Genomic DNA, 23801 nt, shown 5'->3' with positions numbered 1-23801 from the left:
AAGTTGAGGATTTTATCAACGATATTTGTGAGCAATCGTTTGCTTTTCTCATCCACTCGGCTAAAATGCCCGCTTTTCTTCCAGGGGATCGCAGCAGATGTCCGTTAACGCCGTAGAACAGCAAGATGCGCAACCGATTGCGCAGCCGCATAACAGTGAACTGATTTACCGTCTTGAAGATCGCCCGCCGCTGGCGCAGACCTTGTTCGCCGCCTGTCAGCATCTGCTGGCAATGTTTGTGGCGGTGATCACCCCTGCCCTGCTGATCTGCCAGGCGCTCGGCTTACCGGCGCAGGACACCCAGCACATCATCAGCATGTCGCTGTTTGCTTCGGGCGTGGCATCCATCATTCAGATTAAAGCCTGGGGTCCGGTGGGTTCCGGTCTGCTGTCGATTCAGGGCACCAGCTTTAACTTTGTGGCTCCGCTGATCATGGGCGGCACGGCGCTGAAAACCGGCGGCGCGGATGTCCCTACGATGATGGCAGCCTTGTTCGGCACTCTGATGCTGGCAAGCTGCACCGAGATGGTCATCTCCCGCGTATTGCACCTGGCGCGCCGCATTATTACTCCGCTGGTCTCCGGCGTGGTGGTGATGATTATCGGCCTGTCGCTGATTCAGGTCGGTCTCACCTCCATCGGCGGCGGTTACGCTGCGATGGCCGACCACACCTTCGGTGCCCCAAAAAACCTGCTGCTGGCGGGTGTGGTGCTGGCAATCATTATTCTGCTCAACCGTCAGCGTAACCCGTACCTGCGCGTCGCCTCACTGGTGATCGCCATGGCGGCAGGTTACCTGGCAGCCTGGGCGATGGACATGTTGCCGCAAAACAATACCCCGACCGACAACCCGCTGATCGTAGTTCCGACGCCACTTTATTACGGTCTCGGCATCGACTGGAACCTGCTCCTGCCGCTGATGCTGGTGTTTATGATCACCTCCCTGGAAACGATCGGCGATATCACGGCCACTTCCGACGTCTCTGAGCAGCCGGTCTCTGGCCCGCTGTACATGAAGCGCCTGAAGGGCGGCGTGCTGGCCAACGGCCTGAACTCCTTTGTTTCCGGCGTGTTCAATACCTTCCCGAACTCCTGCTTCGGCCAGAACAACGGCGTGATCCAGCTGACCGGCGTTGCCAGCCGCTACGTGGGCTTTGTCGTGGCGCTGATGCTGATTGTGCTCGGTCTGTTCCCGGCGGTGAGTGGCTTTGTGCAGCACATTCCTGAGCCGGTGCTGGGCGGCGCAACGCTGGTGATGTTCGGCACTATCGCGGCATCGGGCGTGCGTATTGTTTCCCGTGAACCGCTGAACCGCCGCGCCATCATGATTATCGCGCTGTCGCTGGCGGTGGGCCTGGGTGTGTCTCAGCAGCCGCTGATCCTGCAGTTTGCCCCTGACTGGGTGAAAAACCTGCTCTCTTCCGGCATCGCCGCCGGCGGGATCACCGCTATCGTCCTGAACCTGATCTTCCCGCCAGAAAAGAACTAATCCTTTTAACGGCAGCAGGCAACTGCTGCCGTAACCCGGAATTCCACCATTCGCGCCTTGAGCAATGCGCATAAATCGTGCATAACTCCTTTATGTGTGTTTTACGTGATGGAAGACCATGAAATTTATTGGAAAGCTTCTCGTCGGTATTCTGGCCGTTCTGCTTATCGCGATCCTCGCGCTCTATATCCTTGTACAAACCCGCTGGGGAGCGGCGCAGGTCAGTAGCTGGATCACGGTAAACACCGACTACGAACTCAATTTTGACCTGATGGATCACCGCTTCTCGTCCCCCACCCACCTGGTGCTGAAAAACGTCACCTTCGGGCGCGATGGCCAACCGGCGACCCTGGTGGCGAAAATGGTGGATATCGGCGTGAGCAGCCGCCAGCTCACCGATCCGCTGCACATGGATACCATTACCCTGTTTGACGGCACGCTGAACCTTTCGCCCCAGACGGCGCCGCTTCCCTTCCGGGCCGATCGCCTGCTGCTGAATAACATGGCCTTTAACAGCCCCAATACCGCGTGGGATCTCAGCGCCCAGAAGGTGACCGGCGGCGTGCGCCCCTGGGACCCGGAAGCAGGTAACGTGCTGGGTAAAAAAGCAAACATCCAGATCAGCGCCGGGTCGCTGACGCTGAACGGCGTACCGGCCAGCAACGTGCTGATCGAGGGGGAGTTGACCGACAAAGAGGTGGTGCTGACCACCATCGGCGCTGACATGGCACGAGGTTCCCTCACCGGCACCGCACGCCGCGACGCCAACGGTGGCTGGAAGGTGGACAATATGCGCCTGAACGATATCCGCCTGCAGAGCGATAAATCGCTGTCCGACTTTTTTGCTCCCATCACCACGCTGCCGTCGTTGCAGATTGGCCGCCTCGACGTGACGGACGCCCGCCTGCAAGGGCCGGACTGGGCGGTAACGGATCTCGATTTGAGCCTGCGCAACCTGACCCTGAGCCAGGGCGACTGGCAGAGCGAGGACGGTCGCCTGTCGATGAATGCCAGTGAGTTTATCTACGGTTCGCTGCACCTGTTCGACCCGATCCTGAATGCGGAATTTGCCCCGCAGGGGATTGCCCTGCGCCAGTTCACCTCGCGCTGGGAAGGCGGGATGGTGCGCACCTCCGGCAACTGGTTGCGCAGCGGAAAAGCGCTGGTGCTGGACGATGTCGCCGTCGCCGGGCTGGAGTACACCCTGCCGCAGAACTGGAAAACGCAATGGATGGAGACCCTGCCGGAATGGCTGCACAGCGTCACGCTGCGCAAATTCGGCCTGAGCCGTAACCTGGTGATCGACGTTGATCCTGCCTTCCCTTGGCAGATCACCGCCCTCGACGGTTACGGCACCAATCTGCAACTGGCGAAAGATCGTCAATGGGGCGTATGGGCGGGCACCGCCACCCTGAACGGGGCGGCCGCTACCTTTAACCGGGTGGACGTGCGCCGTCCGTCGCTCTCCCTGACGGCTAATGCCTCGACGATTGCCATCAATGAACTGAGCGCTTTTACCGAGAAAGGCATTCTGGAAGCGAAGGCCAGCGTCTCGCAGACGCCGGTACGCCAGACGACCCTCAACCTGACCGGTCGAGGTGTGCCGTTGAACTTGCTCCAGCAGTGGGGTTGGCCCGCGCTGCCGGTCACGGGCGACGGCAATATTCAGCTCAACGCCAGCGGTAATGTGCAGAAAGACACGCCGTTGAAGCCGACAGTCAACGGCAGGCTGAATGCGGTAAATATGAATAAACAGCAAGTCACGCAGACGATGACGGGTGGGGCGGTGAATACGGTTGAGCAACAACCCTCACCCCAGCCCTCTCCCTGAAAGGAAGCGAGCGCAAACCCGTTCTCACCTGCTTAAAGATGGGCATTCACTCTTCCCTCTCCCCTATGGGAGAGGGTTAGGGTGAAGGGTCTCAGAGGTGAATCACCACCTCGTCCCCCTCTGCTTTCACTACCACGCCCCACTCGCTGCCAGCATGTGACGCACCTTTCACACCGCTAACTCGGTGCACATTGCGCAAACAGACCGACCAGTCCCGCGCCTCGCCGCTTCCTTTCAGGGTCAGGGTGTCGCCGCTGCGCGTCGCGGTCAGGGTGAAGGCGACAGCACCGTTCGCCGCGGAGACTTCGCTCACCGCCGTGGCGCCATCGTCCAGGTTAAACAGCTGGAAGGCCGTTCCCTCATTCCAGGCATAGTCCGGCTTCTGGTCGTTATTGCCCAGCGCCAGCAGGGTGTTGTTGCGCACGTAGACCGGCAGGCTTCGGAAGTCGTGCTGCTGTTTATGCCAGCGACTGCCCTGGATTTCGTCGTTGTGCCACAGGTGCGTCCAGCGCCCTTCCGGCAGGTAGAACTGCACATCCCCCGCCTCGCTGAACACCGGTGCCACCAGCACCGAATCCCCCAGCATGTACTGGCGGTCGAGATAGTCGCAGGCCGGATCGTCCGGGAACTCGAGCATCATCGCCCGCAGCATCGGCGTGCCAGACTCACGCGCCAGTGCCGCCTGGCGATAGAGGTATGGCATCATCCGGCATTTCAGCTGGGTAAAGTGGCGCACCACGTCGCAGGATTCATCATCGTAAGCCCATGGCACGCGGTAGGATTTGCTGCCGTGCAGGCGGCTATGGCTGGAGAGCAGCCCAAACGCGCACCAGCGTTTGTAGACGTGCGCCGGAGCGGTGTTTTCGAACCCGCCGATATCGTGGCTCCAGAATCCGAACCCGGACAGCCCAATCGACAGCCCGCCGCGCAGGCTTTCGGCCATCGACTCGTAGTTGGCGTAGCAGTCGCCGCCCCAGTGCACCGGGAACTGTTGCGCACCCACCGAGGCCGAACGGGCAAACAGCACCGCCTCCTCTTCGCCTACCGTCTCTTTCAGCACGTTCCACACCAGCTCGTTATAGATATAGGCGTAGTGATTGTGCATCTTCTGCGGATCGGAGCCGTCGAACCACTGCACGTCGGTTGGGATGCGCTCGCCAAAGTCGGTCTTGAAGCAGTCAACGCCGATATCTACCAGGCCTTTCAGCTTGTCGGCATACCACTGGCAGGCTTCCGGGTTGGTAAAGTCGTAGATCGCCAGCCCCGGCTGCCATTTATCCCACTGCCATAGCGAGCCGTCCGGGCGTTTCAACAGATAGCCCTTCTCTTTCAGTTCCCTGAAGATCGACGATTTCTGGCCGATGTACGGGTTGATCCATACGCAGACCTTCAGCCCTTTCTCCTTCAGACGGCGGATCATCCCTTCCGGGTCCGGGAAGGTCACCGGGTCCCACTCGAAGTCGCACCACTGGAAGGCCTTCATCCAGAAGCAGTCGAAGTGGAAGACGTGCAGCGGCAGGTCGCGCTCGGCCATGCCGTCGATAAAGCTGTTTACCGTCGCTTCGTCATAGTTAGTGGTAAACGAGGTGGTGAGCCACAGGCCAAACGACCACGCTGGCGGCAGCGCCGGGCGTCCGGTGAACTGCGTATAGCGGTTGAGCACCTCTTTTGGCGTTGGGCCGTCGATGACGAAATACTCCAGATACTCGCCCTCGACGCTGAACTGCACCTTGGACACTTTCTCGGAGCCGATTTCGAACGAGACGTTTTCCGGGTGGTTCACCAGCACGCCATAGCCACGGTTGGTGAGGTAGAACGGGATATTTTTGTACGACTGCTCAGTGCTGGTGCCGCCGTCGCGGTTCCAGGTTTCGACCGTCTGGCCGTTGCGCACCAGGGCGGTAAAACGCTCGCCCAGGCCGTAGACGGTTTCGCCCACGCCCAGATCCAGCCGCTCGAACATGTAGTTGCGATCGCTGTTGCCATCCTGCACGTAGCCGTTGTTTTTCAGCTGACTGCCGGTGATGCGCTGCCCGTTCCTCAGGAAATCGAGCGCCCAGAACTCGCCTTTGGTGACGCGCACGCTGACGTTGCCGCTTTTCAGCTCGGCAAATTCGGCGTTGTTTTCAATCTGCACGTTAACGTCCTTCAGGACGTTGAGCGGATAGTGCGGGCCGTTATCCAGCGCGCCCTGGAAGTGCTCGATGCGCACCCCGACAACCCCCTCCTGCGGCGAAAACAGGCGCACCGTGAACATCAGAGTGTCGAGCTGCCAGGTGCGCTCGCGCACGTCGCGCGGGGCGACATACACCACCAGGTCGTTGCCCTGCTGCTCCACATCGAATACCTGAACCGGATAGGTCACGTTCAGACCCGGTTGAATGAGCCAGTTTCCATCACTGATTTTCATACGTTCGTCCTCTTAGTTCTGTAATTCTTTGCTGACCGGCAGGGTGTTAAATTCCTGCTGATTACGACGCGCACCCTGTGCCAGATCGTCCATGATTTTCATCAGGAATGGCGTTTTCAGGCTGTAGAAGCGTTTGGCGATCACCGCGCTCAGCAGGTAGCACGCTGCCGGAACCAGAGTAAACAGGGCAATAATGATGCTGATGGTGGCGCTGTTCTGGGTTTTAGCTGCGGCATCGTAGCCGCCGCCTGCCAGCATCCAGCCAATCAATGCGCCACCCAGCGCCAGGCCCAGCTTGAGCACGAACAGCGTGCCCGCAAAGCTGATGCCGGTGAGGCGTTTGCCGTTGGTCCACTCGCCGTAATCGACGGTATCGGACATCATTACCCACTGGATCGGGGTCACCAGCTGGTGCAGCACGCCAATCACGAAGATAAAGGCAAACATGGTGATGTTGGCCTGCATCGGCACGAAGAACATCGCCACGCTCGCTACCGCCAGCAGGGCGTTAGTCCACCAGAAGACGCTGACTTTGCACTTCCAGTCGGTGAGCGGTTTTGCCAGCGCGGAGCCAATCAGGTTTCCGACGCAGTAGGTGGTGAGGAAAGCGACGAACAGCGCCGGCGACCCCATGATCCAGGTGACGTAATACATCATCGCGCCACCGCGCACGCAGACCGCCAGAATATTGAGGATGGTGAGCAGGCCGACGATGCGCCACTGGTCGTTCTGCCAGATGTCGCGCAGATCTTCGCGCATGGAGGTGGTGGCAGGCGGCACCTGGATGCGCTCTTTGGTGGTGAAGAAGCAGAACGCCAGCATCATGAACGCCACCACCGACAGCACCGCGATGCCGCCCTGGAAGCCGAGCGCTTTATCCTCGCCGCCAATCAAATTCACCAGCGGCATCATCAGCACCGTGGAGAGCATGCCGCCCGCCGTCGCCAGCACAAAGCGCCAGGATTGCAGGGAGATGCGCTGAGTCGGGTCGTTAGTGATCACCCCGCCCAACGCGCAGTACGGGATATTAACCACCGTATAGAGCAGGGTCAGCAGGGTGTAGGTAACGGCGGCGTAGATCATTTTGCCGTTCAGGCTGAGGTCTGGCGTGGTGTAGGCCAGCACGCAGACCAGGCCAAACGGGATGGCACCGAACAGGATCCACGGACGGAACTTACCCCAGCGGCTGCGGGTGCGGTCGGCAATCAGCCCCATGCAGGGGTCGGAGATGGCATCCAGCGCACGGGCCAGCAGGAACATAGTGCCGACGAACCCGGCGGGGATGCCGAAGATATCGGTATAGAAAAACATCATGTACAACATAACGTTATCGAAAATGATGTGACTTGCGGCGTCACCCATGCCGTAACCAATTTTCTCTTTGACAGACAAAACTTCGCTTTTCATTGTTATTCCTTCACGCGTAGGGGCGCTGAGACCGATTACATGTTTTGTAAACCATCCCCTACTCGTCAGGTATTGCGTTTTCTGGTTACGTTTTTACGATTCTTGTTTTTTGTGATCGCGGTAAAAGTGCGAAAGAAATCGTAACATGAGGATTTTCTTAAGATTTAAGTTGAAGAGGTAACACAGGTCAAAAAAGGGGTGAAATAAGTGTGCGAAAAGATGGGGTAAATGTTTGAAAGTAGCTATAATGCGCCCCGCCTCCATGTAGCAATCGAGGCGCGGAAGATCGTCATCTCCGGTGAGGTGGCTGGACTTCAAATCCAGTTGGGGACGCCAGCGTTCCTGGGCAGGTTCGACTCCTGTGATCTTCCGCCAAAATTTCTGCTTCTTTTATATTTAATCTTCATCTCAATAGTCCTAGCCTTTCCAGAAAATAAAGGAAAAGACATGAATTGGGCATTAGCGATCGCTACGATTTTTGCAACTTTATTTAGCCCTTTAATAGCTGTGAGGGTGCAAAAACTTATAGAAAAACATTCTGAGAAAAGAAGCACTAAAGTTAATATATTCACTGAGCTAATGGCTACTAGATCAGCTCCTGCTCGTCTTTCGAATGACCATGTTAGAGCCTTGAATATGATTGACTTAGCATTCTACGGTGATATTAAAAATGGAAAGCATAAGAGGTCAAAATCAGAAAAGAAAGTTTTGGATGCATGGAAAGAATATTTTACTCACCTTTGCACTCAGTGCCCAGAAAATGAAAGTGGTAGCACTATATGGAATCAAACCAGCGATAGATTTTTTGTAAATTTATTATCGGTCATGGCTGAAGATATAGGTTATGAATTTGACAGAGTTCATTTGCAAAATGCAATTTACATTCCTCTCGCTCATGGGCAAATGAATCTCGATAACGAAAAAATACGTAAAGGTTTAGCGTCTGTTTTCTCAGGTGAAGGTGTATTGAAAATGGATGTGGTTTCTTTTCCTGAGATCGATAACTCTAAAAATAAAATTAGTAATTAATTTAAGATCTTGGCTCAATACCTAACTTGTGTAACTCATTTCTACCAAGGGTCTTGAGCCAATTCCCCAAACTCATCCCCTCCGCCTTAGCCGCTGCCTCAAACTGCGCCTTCAACTCCGGCGTAATTCGAATCTGGAAAGTCGGTGCTTTACCGGATTTTGACTGATTTGGATCGCGTTTAGCTGTTGACATGTACGTACCTATGAGAGCAATATCTAACCATTCAGGTACGTACCTTATCACAGGATAACCTGAGTCGAAACGCCCTCGCCCGGTACTCGCAATACCCGACGAGAGCTAACCTCACCAACTATCAAGGAGTTGATTATGGCTGATTCGCATTCTACCCCAGACACCACCGCAATCGGAACTGAGCGTACTTTAATTGTGGGATATCGCCCGCAAGGTCGCGATCGCAGTACGCCAAACCTGCTCCTGTCCGGCAAATGGCTGCGCGCGGCGGGGTTTGATACCGGGGATAAAGTCACGGTGAAAGTCATGGACGGTTGTATCGTGGTGATGGCGCACAACCCGTATGAGAAGGCGCTGCTCGCGGAGTTAAAGCAGGCGCAGCAGAAGCTGAAAGGGATTGAAGGGGCATTGGCTCTGGCATCATGACCCCGGGTTAAACCGGATGCGGGATGTTTCACCTCACCCCAGCCCTCTCCCCAAAGAGGAGAGGGAGTTGATCGTGCCAGTGTTTTTTTGTGGTGCTCCCTCAGTTCTCAGTGAGAGGGGGCAGAATGTGCGGCCATCAACCCCCATACCGCATATGCAATAACGGAAACGGATTGCCCTGCCCGTCCAGTTCCGACCGCCCGACCTGCACAAACCCCCTGTGCTGATAAAACCCCACCCCCTGCGGGTTTTGCTCGTTCACGTCCACCTCGTTGGCACCGAAATGGTCCCTGGCGTAATTCAGCAATAACGAGCCGACGCCTTTTCCCCGGCTTGCATCGTCAACAAACAGCATTTCAATGCGGTTGTCATCCACCCCCAAAAAGCCGTGAATAGCGCCCGTTTCATCCCGGGCAATCACAACGTTTAAATTCGGCAGATACGCATTGAGCAGGAGCGGGCGTAAGGCCGCAATATCACTCTCCTGCAAAAAGTGGTGGGTAGCACGAACGGATGATTCCCAGATCGCGACAAGACGTTCAAAGTATGAAGGGACTGCGGGTTCGATTTTCATAAAGCGATCATCGTTAAATACCGGAGCGATATCAAGCGTAGCCATTGCACTGATAAACAAGGACGATACACGTAATGACAGACCATTCTATTAACGGCTCATTTTCCCTGCCCGAAAACACTAATTTGCGTACGCTGAATGAATTGATAGCGTCCTGTTCACCAGAAAGCCAACAGCGCATCAAAATAGCCGCCGATAAGATAATCCAGGAAATGCGCCAGCAAATTCTGCGCGACGCGTTGAAAAGGTCGTAGCGCGTTTTCCCCTCTCCCAACGGGAGAGGGAACCTAAACCCGCACCTCCATCACTGCATACACCCCGTCTTTCGGCACAATCACCGTGACGTTTTCCGTCGGGATACCTGCTGCGAGATGAATATCCTGCAGTTGCTGCAATGTGCGCGGGAAGATAGGAGTCCAGCCAATACAGCGCAGGGCGAAATCAATCTGCGGGCTGCTGGTCAGCATGTTCGAGATAATCAGCGCCCCGCCGGGTTTAAGCAGGCGCAGGACATGTTTCAGGAAGGTCACCGCGTCGGTGTCGTTGAAATATTCGAAGATCCCCAGCGCATCCACCAGCTCGACGTTGCCTTCGCCCAGCTCCTGGATCAGTTTATCGCTGCGGATAAGACCCTCGATCAGATCGCGCGGCAGTATCGTCACCTGCTCACCGACCTTAAGCCCCTCGGCGGCGGCCATTTTCTCTGCCCAGCGCAGGGAGACGGGATCGTAATCCACCAGGGTTAAATGCACTTTTTGCCCGTCCAGTTGGGCACCGCGCAGCGCCTCCAGCACCGGAACGGCGGCACCGCTGGCCAGGCTGACCCAGACGTTGTCGATATCGTTAGCCAGATACTGTGCCGCCAGCACGGAGAGCACCTTCGCGCGGGAACGGATGCCGATAGCATCGTTGGCGTGGATAAACCACTGACGGCTGCGGCTGTCCATCCGCGTGCCGTCGGGGAGATGATCATCCAGCGGGTTCTGGATGGCATACAGGGCCAGCGCGGTGGGCACCAGCCGGGTACGCCAGGCGACAACCGCCGGGCGTGTTGCAAACGCCTTTTCAGACCAGTGATGCTGGCATTTAATCGTCTTCCCGCCGCTGGCATCCTTTTCGATGAGCGGCGGCATCAGCTGCGGGTCTGCTTTTAAGGCCCGATCGACGGCGTTCAGCTCACGCGTCACCTCGTCTTTCATCGGCCAGTTGTCGCTGACATCGGGAAACGACGCGCTGTAGATGGTCATGGAGGTCGGCGCGGTGCCGCGAAAGGGTTGCCAGTGCATATGTCATCTCCCGTGTGCCCATGACGCAAGTCTATTCCCTTGCCCGCGCATTACCCCAGGAAGAAAGCACGATCTTTATTGCCTGACCCATACCAGCTCATCAACCCGGAAGCCAAGGCTACGCGCGGTATTGAGGTAATCCTGTTTCACCGCGTCCGGGATGGTTGGCGTGCGCGACAGGATCCACAGATAGTCGCGATCCGGGCCGCTGACCAGCGCGTACTGGTAGTCATCATCCAGCTTGATCACGTTATAACCGCCGTAGAACGGGCCGAAGAACGACACTTTCAGCGCCGCAGTGGTTGGCGCGCCGGTGTAGTAGGCTTTACCCTCGCTCTCATTCCACTTGCGTTTCAGGGGGTCGTATCCGCGGTTAAGCACGCTGATCCCGCCGTCGCTGCGCTTGCCGTAGGTGGCGGTCACCTTCTCCAGACCGCGTTCGAAGCGGTTTTCCAGACGGGCGACTTCGTACCATTTACCCAGATAGCGGCTGGCATCAAAGCCCGTAATCGGCTGTACACCTTTCGGTGGCGTAGGGGATTTGCAGGCTACCAGGGTCAACGCAATGGCGACACCGGTCACAACGGGCCATAGTTTCATGATAACTCCTGTCATTTTGCACGGTTGGAATTAAAGTGTAGTGCAGCGCTCTGGCGCTTCATCCCATGGGAAAATATTCGTAGAATATTGAGATTAATCCTCTTCGGACGCAGACATGGCTTACTCCATTGGCGAATTCGCCAGACTCAGTGGCATCACTCCTACCACGCTGCGGGCGTGGCAGCGTCGCTACGGTTTACTCAAGCCGCTGCGCACCGAGGGCGGCCATCGCCAGTACAGCGACGAGGATGTCCAGCAGGCGTTAAAAATCCTCGACTGGGTGAAAAAAGGCGTGCCCATCGGCCAGGTAAAGCCGCTGCTGGAACGCCCTGTTCCCAGCCGTACCAACAACTGGCAGACGCTGCAACAGAACATGCTGGAACGTTTGCAGGCGGGCAGAATCGAATCCCTGCGCCAGATGATCTACGATGCCGGTCGTGAGTACCCGCGCCCGGCACTGGTCGTGAACGTGTTACGCCCGCTGCGCAGCCTGGTGTCGGCCAATGTTCCCGCCGCCATGACCCTGCGCGAAATCCTTGATGGCATTATCATCTCCTACACCTCGTTTTGCCTTGAAGCCGATAAAAAAGCGCCGGGCGATAACCTCCTGATTAGCGGCTGGCACCTGAACGACCCGTGCGAGATCTGGCTCGAAGCCTTAGCGCGCACCGGCCAGGGCCACCGTATCAACCTCCTGCCCATTCCCCCTGCCGCACTGGCACCGGAGATATTCCCCGATCGCCAATGGCTGCTGGTCACCAGCGCTAAACTCACCGCCGCGCGCCGCAAACAGGTGGAACAGTGGCAACAGCAGGTTGCCCTTGAGGTGATTATCCTCTGATTATTTTGTCCTGCGGGAATGTTCACGAAAAGTTGAATATTTTCCCGCGCGGCAAATGCTAACGTTTTCCTGTGACTTATCACTCCACAGGAAAAGATGATGAAAAAAACTGCCCCTCTGCTGTTGCTGGCCTCTATGGCCGTTGCCCCTGTCGCCTTTAGCGCCCCTGTCGGCACCCTGAGCGTGCATATCCTTGATCAGCAAACCGGCACGCCGCCACCGGGCGTTACCGTCACGCTGGAAAAGCAGCAGCAGGATAAATGGACCCCGCTGGCCAGCGGCAAAACCGACCAGGATGGCCGCATCAAGTCGCTCTACCCGGCGGATCAGGATATGCAGCCAGGCGTCTATAAAGTGACCTTCAAAACGGCAGAGTACTTCCACGGCAACAAGCTGGAGTCGTTCTTCCCGGAGATCCCGGTGCTGTTTACCGTCACCCGCACCAACGAAAAGCTGCACATTCCTCTGCTGCTCAGCCAGTACGGTTATTCGACTTACAAAGGCAGCTAAAAGCTATTGATATCGTTAAACAATAAAAAATAACTCCGCCAATACTTGGACAAAATAATCATTTTGTGTAACTTTTATAGAGAGACTCTGGAGGTGCACATCATGACAACGAAACCTGTACTGGGTATTAGCGGATGTTTGACCGGCTCCGCCGTTCGCTTCGACGGCGGGCATAAGCGTATGGGCTTTGTCATGGATGAGCTGGCTGAGTGGGTTAACTTCCGGCCTGTTTGCCCGGAAATGGCGATCGGCCTGCCGACGCCCCGTCCGGCACTGCGTCTGACGAAGACCACCAGCGGTGAGATCCAGATGCGGTTCAGCAAAGCACCTCATGAAGATGTCACCCAAAAAATGGCCGATTTTGCGGCAGGTTATGTGCCGAAAATGGGCGATCTCTGCGGCTTTATCGTCTGCGCGAAATCCCCAAGCTGCGGCATGGAGCGTGTGCGTCTGTATGACGAAAAAGGCAATGCGGGCCAAAAGGAGGGTGTCGGGCTGTTCACCGCTGCCCTGCTTGAAAAATGGCCCTGGCTGCCGGTGGAAGAAGATGGACGCCTGCACGACCCGGTACTGCGGGAAAACTTTGTGGAGCGGGTTTTTGCTCTGCATGAGCTGAATACGCTGCGGGCAAACGGCCTGACGCGCCACGCGCTGCTCGACTTCCACAGCCGTTACAAACTCCAGCTGCTGGCACACCATCAGGCGGGCTACCGCGAAATTGGCCCCTTCGTCGCCTCGCTGCACGAGTGGGACGATCTGGAAGCCTTCTTCGAGGCGTACCGCGAAAAACTGATGGCGATCCTCAGGAAACCCGCCTCACGGAAAAACCACACCAACGTGCTGATGCATATTCAGGGCTATTTCCGTAACCAGCTGAACAGCCGCCAGCGCGGCGAACTGCGCGATGTGATCCTGCATTACCGTGACGGATTACTGCCTATTCTCGCCCCGCTGACGCTCCTGAAACACTATCTGGCCGAATACCCTGACCGCTATCTGATGACGCAAAATTATTTTGATCCCTATCCAGATGACCTGGGTTTACGTCTGGCCGTGATCTGAATTCAAACGCGAGGCCCCATTGACCCTGAAAGGCCCGAAGCACTACCCCGTTTAGACGACACCTCACTGTCGTCTTTTTTTTGCACTTTGTCTGAAACACTGTAACTTTGTACAGGTTTAGTCCGCAAAATTGGGTTCGCTTATGATCACTACCCTGCATATCCAAAACTACCGCTCGATTCGCGATCTCTCCCTGGAGCTGGAGCAGCTCAATATCGTTTTCGGCCCGAATGGCACCGGAAAATCCAATATTTACAAGGCGATCCACCTGATGCACAGCGCGGCACAGGGGCAATTCTCCCAGGCGCTGGCCAATGAGGGCGGGATTTTAAAGGTCTTCTGGGCGGGCAAAACCCGCAGCGATCAGCTGCGACGCATGAACCTCGCGGTAGAAACCGAGACTTACGAATATGAGCTTCAGGTGGGCTTTGTCGAAAAACTGCCTTATCCCTCGCAGTTCCAGCTCGATCCGGTGATCAAAGAGGAGTCCATCTGGCTGAGCGGTCAGCACCGTCGCCCGTCGTCACAGCTGATGAAGCGCAAGAATCAGGCCGTGTTTCTCAATAATGTGCACCACGAAAAAGTGACCCACAGCGGCACGCTTTACGAGAACGAATCGGTGTTCGGACAGCTGGGTGAACCGCACCTCTACCCGGAGGTGTCGCAGATGCGTGAGTCCCTGCGTAACTGGCGCTTTTATCATGAGTTTTCGGTCGCAACCGGCTCGGCGATGCGTGCGCCGCAGGTGGGGTTCCGCTCCCCGGTGCTGGCCAGCGACGGCGCAAACCTGGCCGCGGCCTTTCAGACCCTTGTTGAGATTGGCGACGAGATGCTGCTGATGCGCATTCTCGACCAGGCTTTTCCGGGCTGCGTGTTTTACAGCGACAATACCGGCGGGCGTTTTCGCATGATGATGCAGCGCGAAGGCTTAAGCAGACCGCTGGAGCCTGCGGAGTTCTCCGACGGCACGCTGCGTTTTTTGTGTCTGGCGGTGGCACTGTTAAGCCCGCGTCCGCCCGCGTTTATCGCGCTCAACGAACCGGAAAACAGCCTGCATCCACAGATGCTGCCCGCGCTGGCGAGCCTGATCGCGGAGGCCAGCCGTTACTCGCAGATCTGGCTCACCAGCCACTCGCCAGAGCTGGCAAGGTTGATTGAAAAGCACCGCGCATTTTCCCTGTATCAGCTGTCGATGGTGGAGGGAGAGACGAAGATGGAGAAGCTGGGATAGCTGGAGTAAATGCGGGGCGCGCCCCGCATGCCTGCTATTCCCAACCCGGCACTGCCCCGCCGTTGAAGATCGTCTCTGCCGCCTTCGCCACTTCTGGCGACTGATACGCCTGAACAAATTCCTTCACGTTTTCCGCCTCTTTATTGTCTTCCCGCGCCACCACGATGTTCACGTACGGCGAGTTTTTATCTTCGATAAAGATGCTGTCGTGCACCGGTGACAGCCCGGTTTGCTGGAGATAGGTGGTACTGATAATCGCCACATCCACTTTCGGATCGTCCAGCACGCGCGGCAGCTGCGCCCCTTCCAGCTCCATGATGTTCAGCTTTTTCGGGTTAGCGGTGATATCCAGCGATGTCGGCAGCAAGCCCACGTCCGGTTTCAGGGTGATCAGCTTTTCGTTTTGCAGCAGCAGCAGCGCACGGCCCAGGTTGGTCGGGTCATTGGGGATGGCGACAGTTGCGCCGTCCTTCAGCTCGGTCACGGATTTGATCTTGCGGGAATAGCCCGCCATCGGGAAGACAAAGGTGTTGCCGACGGCCACCAGCTTGTAGCCGTGCGCTTTGTTATCTTCCGCCAGGAACGGGCGATGCTGGAAGACGTTGGCGTCCAGCTCCCCGTGACTGGTGGCATCGTTCGGCAGCAGCGAGCCGCTAAAGCCCACCAGCTCGACATCAAGACCGAATTTCTCTTTCGCCACTTTTTTGGCGACTTCCGCCACGTCCTGCTCGGCACCGTTAATCACGCCGACTTTAATGTGTTTAGCATCGCTGCCGTTTTGATCACAGCCCGCCAGCAGCAGGCCAGCGAGAAGAAGCGCACCCAATCGAAGTTTCACCCGTCATATCCTTTTGATAACTGTTTTCCCGACTATATCGGCAACGCAGCGGCAGGCTAAAAAACGAAATGGCATCAGTAAGAAGGATAAGTTATATGCGGGTAGTGCCCGGTAAGCGTCGCGCCACCGGGCATGGGTATCAGGCCTGTTTCTTGCGTAACGGCGTTTCGCGCAAAAACCACGACAGCGCAAACGCCAGCACCATAATCCCTGCCGCCATCAGGAACACCGCATGAATGGCGGAGCCAAAGGCATCCAGATAGTTCAGGCGCAGGGCGTCAGGCAGATGGTGAATGGCGGCGGGGTTCATCTCCCGCGGCAGTTCGGTGCCCTCGGGTATCCGCGCCATCAGGCCCGACTGCAACACGTGAGTGAAGACCGCGCCGAACAGCGCCACGCCAATCGCCCCACCAATAGAGCGGAACAGCGTCACGCCGGAGGTCGCCACACCATACTGATCCGCAGAGACGCTGTTCTGCACCGCCAGCACCAGCACCTGCATCACCAGACCCAGCCCCGCCCCCAGCACGCCGGTAAAGAGGTACAACTGCCAGACCGGCGAATCAATGGTGATCCGCGTTAGCAACGCCATGCCGATCACACCCAGCAGGGTGCCCAGGATCGGGAACAGGCGGTATTTCCCGGTGCGGCTGATAATACGACCGCTGATAATCGAGGTCAGCAGCAGCCCGCCCATCAACGGGATCAGCTGTAACCCGGCCTCGGTCGGGGTGGCGTCTTTGACAATCTGCAGATAGAGCGGCAGGAATGTCACCGAGCCAAACAGCGACATGCCGATGATAAAGCCAATCAGACTGCACAGCAGGAAGCTACGATCCCGGAAGAGCGACAGCGGAATAATCGGCTCCCACGCCAGACGCTCCTCATAGATAAACCCGGCGATGCCCGTCAGGCCAAAGGCCAGAATGCACCACAGTTGCGGGTCGCTCCACTCGCGTACCGTACCCCCTTCGCTGGTAAACAGGATAATGCACAGCAGCGCCATGCTGAGGTAAATCGCCCCCAGATAGTCGATCTCATGTTTATTACGCTTCGCGCTGCCGTGGAATACCGCCCCGATCACCAGCAGGGCAAACAGCCCCAGCGGCAGGTTGATGTAAAAGATCCAGCGCCAGGAGGCGTGCTGCACCAGAAAACCACCGACCAGCGGGCCGATCACCGTCGCCAGACCAAAAACCCCACCGAACAGCCCCTGATAGCGGCCACGATCGGCAGGCGGGATGACATCAGCCACCGCCGCCATGCTGATCACCATCAGCCCGCCGCCGCCTAACCCCTGTAAAGCGCGCATCAGCACCAGTTGGGTCATGTTCTGCGCCAGCCCGCACAGGGCGGAGCCAAGCAGAAACAAGACTATCGCGATTTGCAGTACGATTTTGCGGCCAAAGAGATCGCCAAACTTGCCGTACAGCGGTACCACGATAGTGGAACTCAGGATATACGCCGTCACCACCCAGGAGAGCTTATCCAGCCCGCCAAGCTCGCCCACAATGGTGGGCAACGCCGTGGAGACGATGGTCTGATCGAGGGCCGACAGCAGCATTACCAGCAAGAGCGCGCTGAACAGCAGCCGGACAGAAGGCGCGTTTTTGGTTTGCGTTGTCGATTCGGACGCCATAAAACACCGCTTGAAATTAATTAATTGGGTAATTAATATTTAATGAAGTTATGAATCAGGTCAAGGGATCCTCCGCGCATGTCAGCACATAAAGATAATTCTGAACCCAGGCCACAGGCCCGCCGCCCGGGGCGTCCGCGCGGAAGCAAACCCACCGCCACCAGCCGGGAACAATTGCTGGATATCGCGCTGGATCTCTTTTCGCGTCAGGGGATTGCCCGCACCTCCCTCAACGCCATTGCCAAAGAGGCGGGCGTGACGCCGGCGATGCTGCACTACTACTTCAACTCCCGGGAGCAACTGCTCGATGCCATGATCGAGGAGCGTTTTTTGCCGCTGCGCAGTGCCATTGGCGCGCTGTTCAGCGCCCACCCGGACGATCCGGTAACCGCCCTGACGTTAATGGTGAAAAAGCTGGCCGATCTGGCCGTCGAACACCGCTGGTTCGCGCCGCTGTGGATGCAGGAAGTGATCGGGGAGATGCCGGTGCTGCGGACGCATCTGCAGGCCCGGTTTGGTGATGAGAAATATCAGGCGACGCTGGAAACCATTGCCCGCTGGCAACAGGAGGGAAAACTGAATCGCGACCTGGCACCCGAGCTGCTGTTCACCACCCTGTTAAGCCTGGTGCTGGTGCCCTTTTCACGGATGCGCAATGACGAGAGGTTACATACCCTCTCGCCTGACAGCATCGTGCGCCATGCGTTGGCGGTAATCGGTAGCGGTATTGGCGCTTAAAGCGCCTTCGACAGGTAATGGCGCTGTATGCCCGGGTAAGGAAAATCGTTCAGCGTCATTTCAAGCTTATAGCCCTGCTTTTCATAAAACGGACGCGCCTGGAAACTGAAGGTATCCACCAGCGCATGGCGGCAACCCTGACGTCGCGCTTCGCCTTCGGCGGCATCCATCAGTTGTCGTCCCAGCCCGCTGCCGCGTTTCTCGTCGCTGACCCACAGATATTTAATGTTCAGCCACTCGCCCTGGCGATTGCCGATAAGCCCGCCGCGCATTTTGCCGCCCTCATCGCGGGCATACACGGCGATATCATTCCCCACGCGGGAAAAATCAATAAACTGGCTGTTGTAGATCCGCAACTGCTGCAGTAACTCTTCTTGTTCTTGTTCGGTAATGGTGTCGGTAATACTCAGTTGCATATCATTCTCCCGTTACGTTGCTTCTCGACTATCCCACATTCTGCCGACGATAAAAACACCAAAATCTGGCGTAACGCGCGCTAAAAAATGTAAGTGCAATCAATGCCAAATTCCCTTTGCGAACATCATCACCTTTTGTTGCGTGACTGTCACCCGCCGTCACAAATTTTTCGTTTGCGCGTATCTGCCTGGTCAGTTCTGTGGCTACGCTTATTCATACCCTGGAGCAACTATTCGCAAAATTAATACTTTCGGCTGGGGTCGAAAACAGGGATGTAACGATATATTTCATAAACGTGTGTGGTTTTCCCGGAGGTTTCCATGAAGTCAGCGCACCTGTTTTGCCTGGTAGTCTGCTTGCTTTTTGCCGCCTTCGTTCATGCTCAGGAACTGAACGACCCGGTAAAATTAGAACAAATGAAACAGTCGGTTTTGAAGGATGTGAAGAAAGCCTGTGCCCCGCAACGCAAGCAAAGTGATAAAGAGTGGCAGGCGATGATCATGGCTTCGGAAGCCAATCAGATGCTGGTCAAAAATGCGGTCGTGGCGATGGAGCGGAACAATCAGGAGGGTTACTGGGATGCCGTGAGTCAGGTGGACTGCATGGAGGATTACTGATTACGCATTAAGGGGCCATGCAGCCCCCTTAATTTTTTATCGCCGCACGTCTGGAATAATCAAATCCCCACGCAGCACATACGAACCCAGCATCTGGGTCTTCTCATTCAGCCAGGTGACGATACGTGCCGCCATGGCATCCATCGAGTATTCAATCGCCGGGATGGTCGGAATGCCCGGCAGATGCAGCGATCCCGCCAGACTGAACACCATGATGTCGCCCGGTACTGACCTGTTGAACGCCTGCAGCTGCGGGATCACCCGCTGTGCTTCCTGTTCGTCGGCGACCAGTAAAGCATTGAAATTCAATGTGCTGGCGTTGTTGAGCAGCTCCTGCAGGGCCACGGAGGATGACGTGGCTTCCATAAACACCAGGTTGCGATTAAACGGCAGGAAGTTCTTCTCCAGCCCATGCTTGTAGCCCAGCAGCACCTGATCGGCAAAGCCGCTGCCGTGCGGGTGGATCAGGGCAATCTGGCGTCGGCCCTGGCTGGCGAGGAAGTTACAGGCGGTTTCCGCGGCAAAAGCATGGTCGTACTGGATGCTGTTGACGTTGTTGGTTTCCATGCAATCCACCAGGATGACATTCTCCTGATCGATGTGCAGCGGGAAACGGGCGCCGATAATCAGAATGTCATCGCATAATCCGCAGGAGAGTTCATCCAGCGCGCCCATGACTTCGGCTTTGGTGTTGGCGAAGCGAAGCAGCAGGTGCTTCTGGTGCTGGCTGAGGTGTTTTTCCAGCGCGTACAGGTAACCCGTGGTTTGATTAATGTTGTCCTGCGCGCAAATGACGCCGATACAGCCGGTAGACTGGCTCAGCAGCGACTGGGCAATGACATTTGGCCGATAGTTCAGCTCTTCCACCGCTTTTAGTACGGCCTGGCGGCTGGCTTCCTTTACGCCGCGCGATCCGCTCAACACCCGTGATACCGTGGCTTTGGACACCCCGGCCAGACGTGATACATCGTTGATTGTAGACATCTTTATCCCCTGACAGGTCGCTCCAGGCACCTGTAATTCCTGAATCCACTTCGGCTCATATTATAGCCACTGAGGAGTATATCTGTTTCCGTTTTCCATGGAAACCGATTTTCCGTTTCCACTCCATATGCTGCAAAAACAGTCAAAATACGTGACCTGAATCCGATAATAAGGCGCGATAAGTAAGGGATCTTGATGGCTGTCACACTTCTGTCTTATACCAATGGAAACCGGTTTCCATATGTTATCCAATCATCCCCGCAATAACTATTTACATTTTGAGGATGGTTGTCGATGTTCAAGATAATGCTGTGCTGTTCTGCCGGGATGTCCACCAGCCTGCTGGTTCGGAAAATGGTCGAAGCCGCGAACGAACGCGGTTTACCGGTCAAAATCGATGCGTACGGTGTTTCAGAATTTGATACACAGTTTCCGCAATACCAGGTGGTGCTTCTCGGACCCCAGGTCAAATACATGTTAAAAACGCTCTCAGACAAGGCTGCCACCCAGGGCATACCCGTACAGTCCATCGATACAATGGATTACGGTATGCAACGTGGCGATAAAGTGCTGGACTATGCTCTGTCGCTCATCGAAGCGGCACACTAAGAAGGTGTTCTCATGAGTTCGTTATATCAATCTATGGTTGCCGTCATTGAGCAGTCCATCGCGCCGCTGGCAGGCAAGCTGGGCCAGCAGAAGTACGTGATTGCCATCCGTGACGGCTTTACCGCCGCGCTGCCGTTTATGATCATCGGCTCGTTTATGTTGGTATTTATCTTCCCGCCGTTCTCCGCAGATACCACTAACAGCTTTGCCCGCGGCTGGCTCGATTTCTCTGAGACGTACCGCGAACAGCTGATGCTGCCATTTAACCTCAGCATGGGCGTGATGACGTTCTTCATCTCGGTAGGGATTGGTGCCAGTCTGGGCCGTCAGTTTAATCTCGACCCGGTGATGTCCGGCCTGCTGGCCTTTATGGCGTTCCTGCTGGTGGCCGCGCCGTATGCCGACGGTAAAATCTCTACCCAGTATCTGTCGGGCCAGGGGATCTTCACCGCGCTGATCACCTCCATCTATGCCACCCGCGTTTACGCCTGGCTGAAGGATCATAAAGTCACCATCCGTCTGCCGAAAGAAGTGCCCACCGGCGTGGCGCGCTCGTTTGAAATTCTGATCCCGGTCGTGGTGATCATCGGTACGCTGCACCCGCTGAACCTGTTTATCGAAGCGCAAACCGGGATGATCATTCCGCAGGCCATTATGCACCTGCTGGAGCCGCTGGTTTCCGCCTCTGACTCCCTGCCTGCCATTCTGCTCTCTGTGCTGCTGTGCCAGATCTTCTGGTTCGCCGGTATCCATGGTGCGCTGATTGTCACCGGCATCATGAACCCGTTCTGGATGGCTAACCTTTCTGCCAACCAGGCCGCACTGGCTGCCGGCGCTGCGCTGCCGCACGTCTATCTGCAGGGCTTCTGGGATCACTACCTGCTGATTGGTGGTGTGGGTTCTACCCTGCCGCTGGCCTTCCTGCTGCTGCGCAGCCGCGTAACCCACCTGCGTACCATCGGCAAAATGGGCGTAGTGCCAAGCTTCTTTAATATCAACGAACCTATTTTGTTCGGTGCGCCGATCATCATGAACCCGATGCTGTTTATTCCGTTCGTGTTCGTTCCGATGATCAACGCTTGTCTGGCGTATACCGCCACCAAACTCGGCTGGCTGGCACAGGTCGTCTCGCTGACGCCGTGGACCACTCCGGCTCCCATTGGTGCCTCCTGGGCGGCAAACTGGGCGCTCAGTCCGGTGGTGATGTGCGTCATATGTATGGTGATGTCGGCGCTGATGTATTTACCGTTCCTGCGTGCTTATGAGCGTTCTTTGCTGAAAACCGAAGAACAAAAAGCGCAGGCAACCGTAGGTGCAGCAGAGACCGTCGGCAATTAAGTCAAAGAGGACGTTTTATGAAATATGCATTTCCCGAAAACTTCTGGTGGGGTAGCGCCTGTTCTGCACTGCAAACCGAAGGGGAAAGCCAGGGCAGTGGTAAGGGATTAACCACCTGGGATCACTGGTTCGCTACTGAGCCGAATCGCTTTCACAATGGGGTAGGACCGCAAAATACCTCCACGTTTTATCAGCACTGGAAAGCCGACATTCAGCTGTTAAAGCAGCTGAACCACAATAGCTTTCGCACCTCGATAAGCTGGGCGCGCCTGATCCCGGACGGCGTGGGTGAAGTAAACCAGGAGGCGGTCGCGTTCTACAATCAGGTGATCGACGAACTGCTTGCCCAGGGCGTGACGCCGTTTATCACCCTGTTCCACTTCGACATGCCGATGGCGATGCAGGAGATCGGCGGGTGGGAAAACCGTGATGTGGTCGCGGCCTATGCCCGCTACGCAGAAACCTGCTTTGAGCTTTTTGGTGATCGGGTAATGCACTGGTTTACCTTTAACGAGCCGATTGTGCCGGTAGAGGGCGGGTATTTGTATGACTTCCACTACCCGAACGTGGTTGATTTCCGCCGCGCGGCAACCGTGGCCTATCACACCGTGCTGGCCCATGCGCAGGCGGTTCGTGCCTTTCGCGCCGGGCATTTCGCCGGTGAGATTGGCATTGTGCTGAACCTGACACCGTCCTATCCGCGTTCGCAGAATCCGGCGGATGTGAAGGCCGCGCACCATTGCGACCTGCTGTTTAACCGCAGCTTCCTCGACCCGGTGCTGTGCGGGGAATACCCGGCGGATCTGGTGGCGATGCTGAAGGCACACGATCAGTTGCCTGCCTGTCTGCCGGAAGACAGCGCGCTGATTACCGACGGCAAAATCGACCTGCTGGGGGTTAACTACTACCAGCCGCGTCGGGTGAAGTGTCGTGATACGGCCATCAATCCACAGGCACCCTTTATGCCGGAGTGGTTCTTCGACAGCTACGAAATGCCGGGCCGTAAAATGAACCCGTACCGTGGCTGGGAAATTTACGAGCCGGGTATTTACGATATTCTCATTAACCTGCGCGATAATTACGGCAACCCTCGCTGTTTTATTTCTGAAAATGGCATGGGCGTCGAAAACGAGCAGCGTTTTATTGAGAACGGCCAGATTAATGATCAATACCGTATCGATTTTATTTCTGAACACCTTAAATGGCTACACAAAGGAATTAGCGAAGGCTGTAATTGTCTTGGCTATCATATGTGGACATTTATTGATAACTGGTCATGGTGTAATGCCTATAAAAACCGCTACGGTTTTATCCAGCTGGATTTAACCACGCAGCAGCGCACCATTAAAAAGAGCGGAGAATGGTTTGCCGAAACCTCTCTGAATAATAGTTTCGATAAATAGAGTAATAGATGATGATTGCCTTAGAAGAAGCCGTAATGGAAATCATCGTCAATGCTGGTCAGTCGCGCAGCCTGTGCTTTGAAGCACTGCATGCTGCGCGGCAGGGCAACTTTGACGAAGCGAAAAGCCTGCTGCGCGAAGCCGATGGCTACGCGCGCCAGGCGCACCATATGCAGACCAAACTGATCGAGCAGGACGCGGGTGAAGCCCGCCAGCCGATGACGTTAATTATGGTACACGCCCAGGATCATTTAATGAACTCGCTGCTGGCCCGTGAATTATCCGAAGAAATTATTCACCTGTATCAGCGTTAATAGTAAATATTAGCC

24 protein-coding genes and 1 tRNA gene are annotated in these 23801 nt (G+C 56.1%); 15 read left to right on the top strand and 10 right to left on the bottom strand.

The genetic code is table 11. The features are described from left to right. Window positions 1–97 precede the first annotated feature (97 nt). Both ABIE02_RS19530 and ABIE02_RS19525 read left to right on the top strand, forming a co-directional pair. Window positions 98–1489: a nucleobase:cation symporter-2 family protein gene (locus ABIE02_RS19530; protein ID WP_032615677.1), complete on the top strand. Its 1392-nt coding sequence runs from the start codon at window positions 98–100 to the stop codon at window positions 1487–1489. Between the two features lie 118 nt (window positions 1490–1607). Further along, on the top strand, window positions 1608–3320 hold the full coding sequence (locus ABIE02_RS19525; RefSeq protein ID WP_336995104.1) for an AsmA family protein: 1713 nt from the start codon (window positions 1608–1610) through the stop codon (window positions 3318–3320). A gap of 91 nt (window positions 3321–3411) precedes the next feature. Here ABIE02_RS19525 and yicI read toward each other — a convergent pair whose 3' ends face one another. Next, window positions 3412–5730 carry an alpha-xylosidase gene (gene yicI / locus ABIE02_RS19520; protein ID WP_336995105.1) on the bottom strand — a complete coding sequence of 773 codons (2319 nt, stop codon included), beginning with the start codon at window positions 5728–5730 and terminating at the stop codon, window positions 3412–3414. 12 nt (window positions 5731–5742) lie between these two features. Beyond that, window positions 5743–7137 (bottom strand): glycoside-pentoside-hexuronide family transporter, encoded by a 1395-nt coding sequence (locus ABIE02_RS19515; protein WP_077226459.1) that lies wholly within the window; start codon window positions 7135–7137, stop codon window positions 5743–5745. A 280-nt stretch (window positions 7138–7417) separates the two neighbouring features. Here ABIE02_RS19515 and ABIE02_RS19510 point away from each other — a divergent pair. Together ABIE02_RS19510 and ABIE02_RS19505 are read left to right on the top strand one after the other, a co-directional pair. Next, window positions 7418–7512: transfer RNA gene (locus ABIE02_RS19510), tRNA-Sec, on the top strand. A 72-nt stretch (window positions 7513–7584) separates the two neighbouring features. Further along, window positions 7585–8166, top strand: a complete 582-nt coding sequence (locus tag ABIE02_RS19505) for a DUF6680 family protein (RefSeq protein ID WP_130588026.1) — start codon at window positions 7585–7587, stop codon at window positions 8164–8166. A gap of 1 nt (window position 8167) precedes the next feature. Here ABIE02_RS19505 and ABIE02_RS19500 read toward each other — a convergent pair whose 3' ends face one another. Then, window positions 8168–8359, bottom strand: coding sequence for a toxin-antitoxin system HicB family antitoxin (locus ABIE02_RS19500; protein WP_130588027.1), 192 nt, complete (start codon window positions 8357–8359; stop codon window positions 8168–8170). A 135-nt stretch (window positions 8360–8494) separates the two neighbouring features. Between ABIE02_RS19500 and ABIE02_RS19495 the strand changes: the two genes are divergently transcribed. Further along, window positions 8495–8785 (top strand): SymE family type I addiction module toxin, encoded by a 291-nt coding sequence (locus tag ABIE02_RS19495; protein ID WP_336995106.1) that lies wholly within the window; start codon window positions 8495–8497, stop codon window positions 8783–8785. 136 nt (window positions 8786–8921) lie between these two features. Here the strand turns inward: ABIE02_RS19495 and ABIE02_RS19490 are convergent, their stop codons facing one another. From ABIE02_RS19490 to ABIE02_RS19480, 3 genes are all read right to left on the bottom strand, one after another. Then, entirely contained in the window at window positions 8922–9359 is a 438-nt protein-coding gene (locus ABIE02_RS19490; RefSeq protein WP_336995107.1) for a GNAT family N-acetyltransferase, read from the bottom strand. A gap of 287 nt (window positions 9360–9646) precedes the next feature. After that, entirely contained in the window at window positions 9647–10645 is a 999-nt protein-coding gene (locus tag ABIE02_RS19485; RefSeq protein ID WP_336995108.1) for a class I SAM-dependent methyltransferase, read from the bottom strand. A 75-nt stretch (window positions 10646–10720) separates the two neighbouring features. Then, window positions 10721–11245: a lipocalin family protein gene (locus ABIE02_RS19480; RefSeq protein WP_077226454.1), complete on the bottom strand. Its 525-nt coding sequence runs from the start codon at window positions 11243–11245 to the stop codon at window positions 10721–10723. Window positions 11246–11360: 115 nt separating this feature from the next. Here ABIE02_RS19480 and ABIE02_RS19475 point away from each other — a divergent pair, with 115 nt between their 5' ends. The 4 genes from ABIE02_RS19475 to ABIE02_RS19460 all read left to right on the top strand — a co-directional run bounded on the left by ABIE02_RS19475 (window position 11361) and on the right by ABIE02_RS19460 (window position 14889). Further along, window positions 11361–12086, top strand: a complete 726-nt coding sequence (locus ABIE02_RS19475) for a MerR family transcriptional regulator (protein WP_032615658.1) — start codon at window positions 11361–11363, stop codon at window positions 12084–12086. Between the two features lie 99 nt (window positions 12087–12185). Beyond that, window positions 12186–12596 carry a hydroxyisourate hydrolase gene (gene uraH, locus ABIE02_RS19470; RefSeq protein WP_130589319.1) on the top strand — a complete coding sequence of 137 codons (411 nt, stop codon included), beginning with the start codon at window positions 12186–12188 and terminating at the stop codon, window positions 12594–12596. Window positions 12597–12698: 102 nt separating this feature from the next. Beyond that, the gene (locus ABIE02_RS19465; protein ID WP_032615654.1) at window positions 12699–13658 is read left to right on the top strand and encodes a YbgA family protein; all 960 of its coding nucleotides are present in this window, start codon (window positions 12699–12701) and stop codon (window positions 13656–13658) included. A 142-nt stretch (window positions 13659–13800) separates the two neighbouring features. Beyond that, window positions 13801–14889, top strand: coding sequence for an AAA family ATPase (locus ABIE02_RS19460; RefSeq protein ID WP_336995109.1), 1089 nt, complete (start codon window positions 13801–13803; stop codon window positions 14887–14889). 34 nt (window positions 14890–14923) lie between these two features. On the opposite strand, the gene nlpA is transcribed toward ABIE02_RS19460, so the two are convergent. Both nlpA and ABIE02_RS19450 read right to left on the bottom strand, forming a co-directional pair. After that, window positions 14924–15727, bottom strand: coding sequence for a lipoprotein NlpA (nlpA, locus tag ABIE02_RS19455; RefSeq protein ID WP_336995110.1), 804 nt, complete (start codon window positions 15725–15727; stop codon window positions 14924–14926). A gap of 139 nt (window positions 15728–15866) precedes the next feature. Further along, window positions 15867–17366, bottom strand: a complete 1500-nt coding sequence (locus tag ABIE02_RS19450) for an MDR family MFS transporter (protein ID WP_032615648.1) — start codon at window positions 17364–17366, stop codon at window positions 15867–15869. A 78-nt stretch (window positions 17367–17444) separates the two neighbouring features. Here ABIE02_RS19450 and ABIE02_RS19445 point away from each other — a divergent pair, with 78 nt between their 5' ends. Beyond that, window positions 17445–18104: a TetR/AcrR family transcriptional regulator gene (locus ABIE02_RS19445; protein ID WP_032615646.1), complete on the top strand. Its 660-nt coding sequence runs from the start codon at window positions 17445–17447 to the stop codon at window positions 18102–18104. On the opposite strand, the gene ABIE02_RS19440 is transcribed toward ABIE02_RS19445, so the two are convergent. Continuing rightward, on the bottom strand, window positions 18101–18520 hold the full coding sequence (locus tag ABIE02_RS19440) for a GNAT family N-acetyltransferase (protein ID WP_032615644.1): 420 nt from the start codon (window positions 18518–18520) through the stop codon (window positions 18101–18103). The two genes, ABIE02_RS19445 and ABIE02_RS19440, sit on opposite strands and share 4 nt — an antisense overlap. 321 nt (window positions 18521–18841) lie before the next feature. Here ABIE02_RS19440 and ABIE02_RS19435 point away from each other — a divergent pair, with 321 nt between their 5' ends. Beyond that, a complete protein-coding gene (locus tag ABIE02_RS19435) occupies window positions 18842–19138 on the top strand; it encodes a YicS family protein (protein ID WP_032615642.1) in 297 nt (98 codons plus the stop codon). Between the two features lie 36 nt (window positions 19139–19174). On the opposite strand, the gene ABIE02_RS19430 is transcribed toward ABIE02_RS19435, so the two are convergent. Further along, on the bottom strand, window positions 19175–20122 hold the full coding sequence (locus ABIE02_RS19430; protein ID WP_032615640.1) for a LacI family DNA-binding transcriptional regulator: 948 nt from the start codon (window positions 20120–20122) through the stop codon (window positions 19175–19177). A 294-nt stretch (window positions 20123–20416) separates the two neighbouring features. On the opposite strand from ABIE02_RS19430, the gene ABIE02_RS19425 reads away from it, so the two are divergent. The 4 genes from ABIE02_RS19425 to ABIE02_RS19410 are packed head-to-tail and all read left to right on the top strand — an operon-like array spanning window position 20417 to window position 23786. Continuing rightward, window positions 20417–20731, top strand: coding sequence for a PTS sugar transporter subunit IIB (locus ABIE02_RS19425; RefSeq protein WP_032615638.1), 315 nt, complete (start codon window positions 20417–20419; stop codon window positions 20729–20731). 12 nt (window positions 20732–20743) lie between these two features. Further along, window positions 20744–22069: a PTS sugar transporter subunit IIC gene (locus ABIE02_RS19420; protein WP_032615636.1), complete on the top strand. Its 1326-nt coding sequence runs from the start codon at window positions 20744–20746 to the stop codon at window positions 22067–22069. A 17-nt stretch (window positions 22070–22086) separates the two neighbouring features. After that, window positions 22087–23472 (top strand): glycoside hydrolase family 1 protein, encoded by a 1386-nt coding sequence (locus tag ABIE02_RS19415; protein WP_336995111.1) that lies wholly within the window; start codon window positions 22087–22089, stop codon window positions 23470–23472. Window positions 23473–23483: 11 nt separating this feature from the next. After that, window positions 23484–23786 carry a PTS lactose/cellobiose transporter subunit IIA gene (locus ABIE02_RS19410; protein ID WP_072250852.1) on the top strand — a complete coding sequence of 101 codons (303 nt, stop codon included), beginning with the start codon at window positions 23484–23486 and terminating at the stop codon, window positions 23784–23786. The last annotated feature ends 15 nt before the right edge of the window (window positions 23787–23801 follow it).

The organism is Leclercia sp. 1548 (assembly GCF_050435045.1).
Taxonomy (GTDB): Bacteria; Pseudomonadota; Gammaproteobacteria; order Enterobacterales; family Enterobacteriaceae; genus Enterobacter; species Enterobacter adecarboxylatus.
Note: the sequence above shows the minus strand (reverse complement) of the source record. Positions and strands in the feature narration are given on the sequence as shown.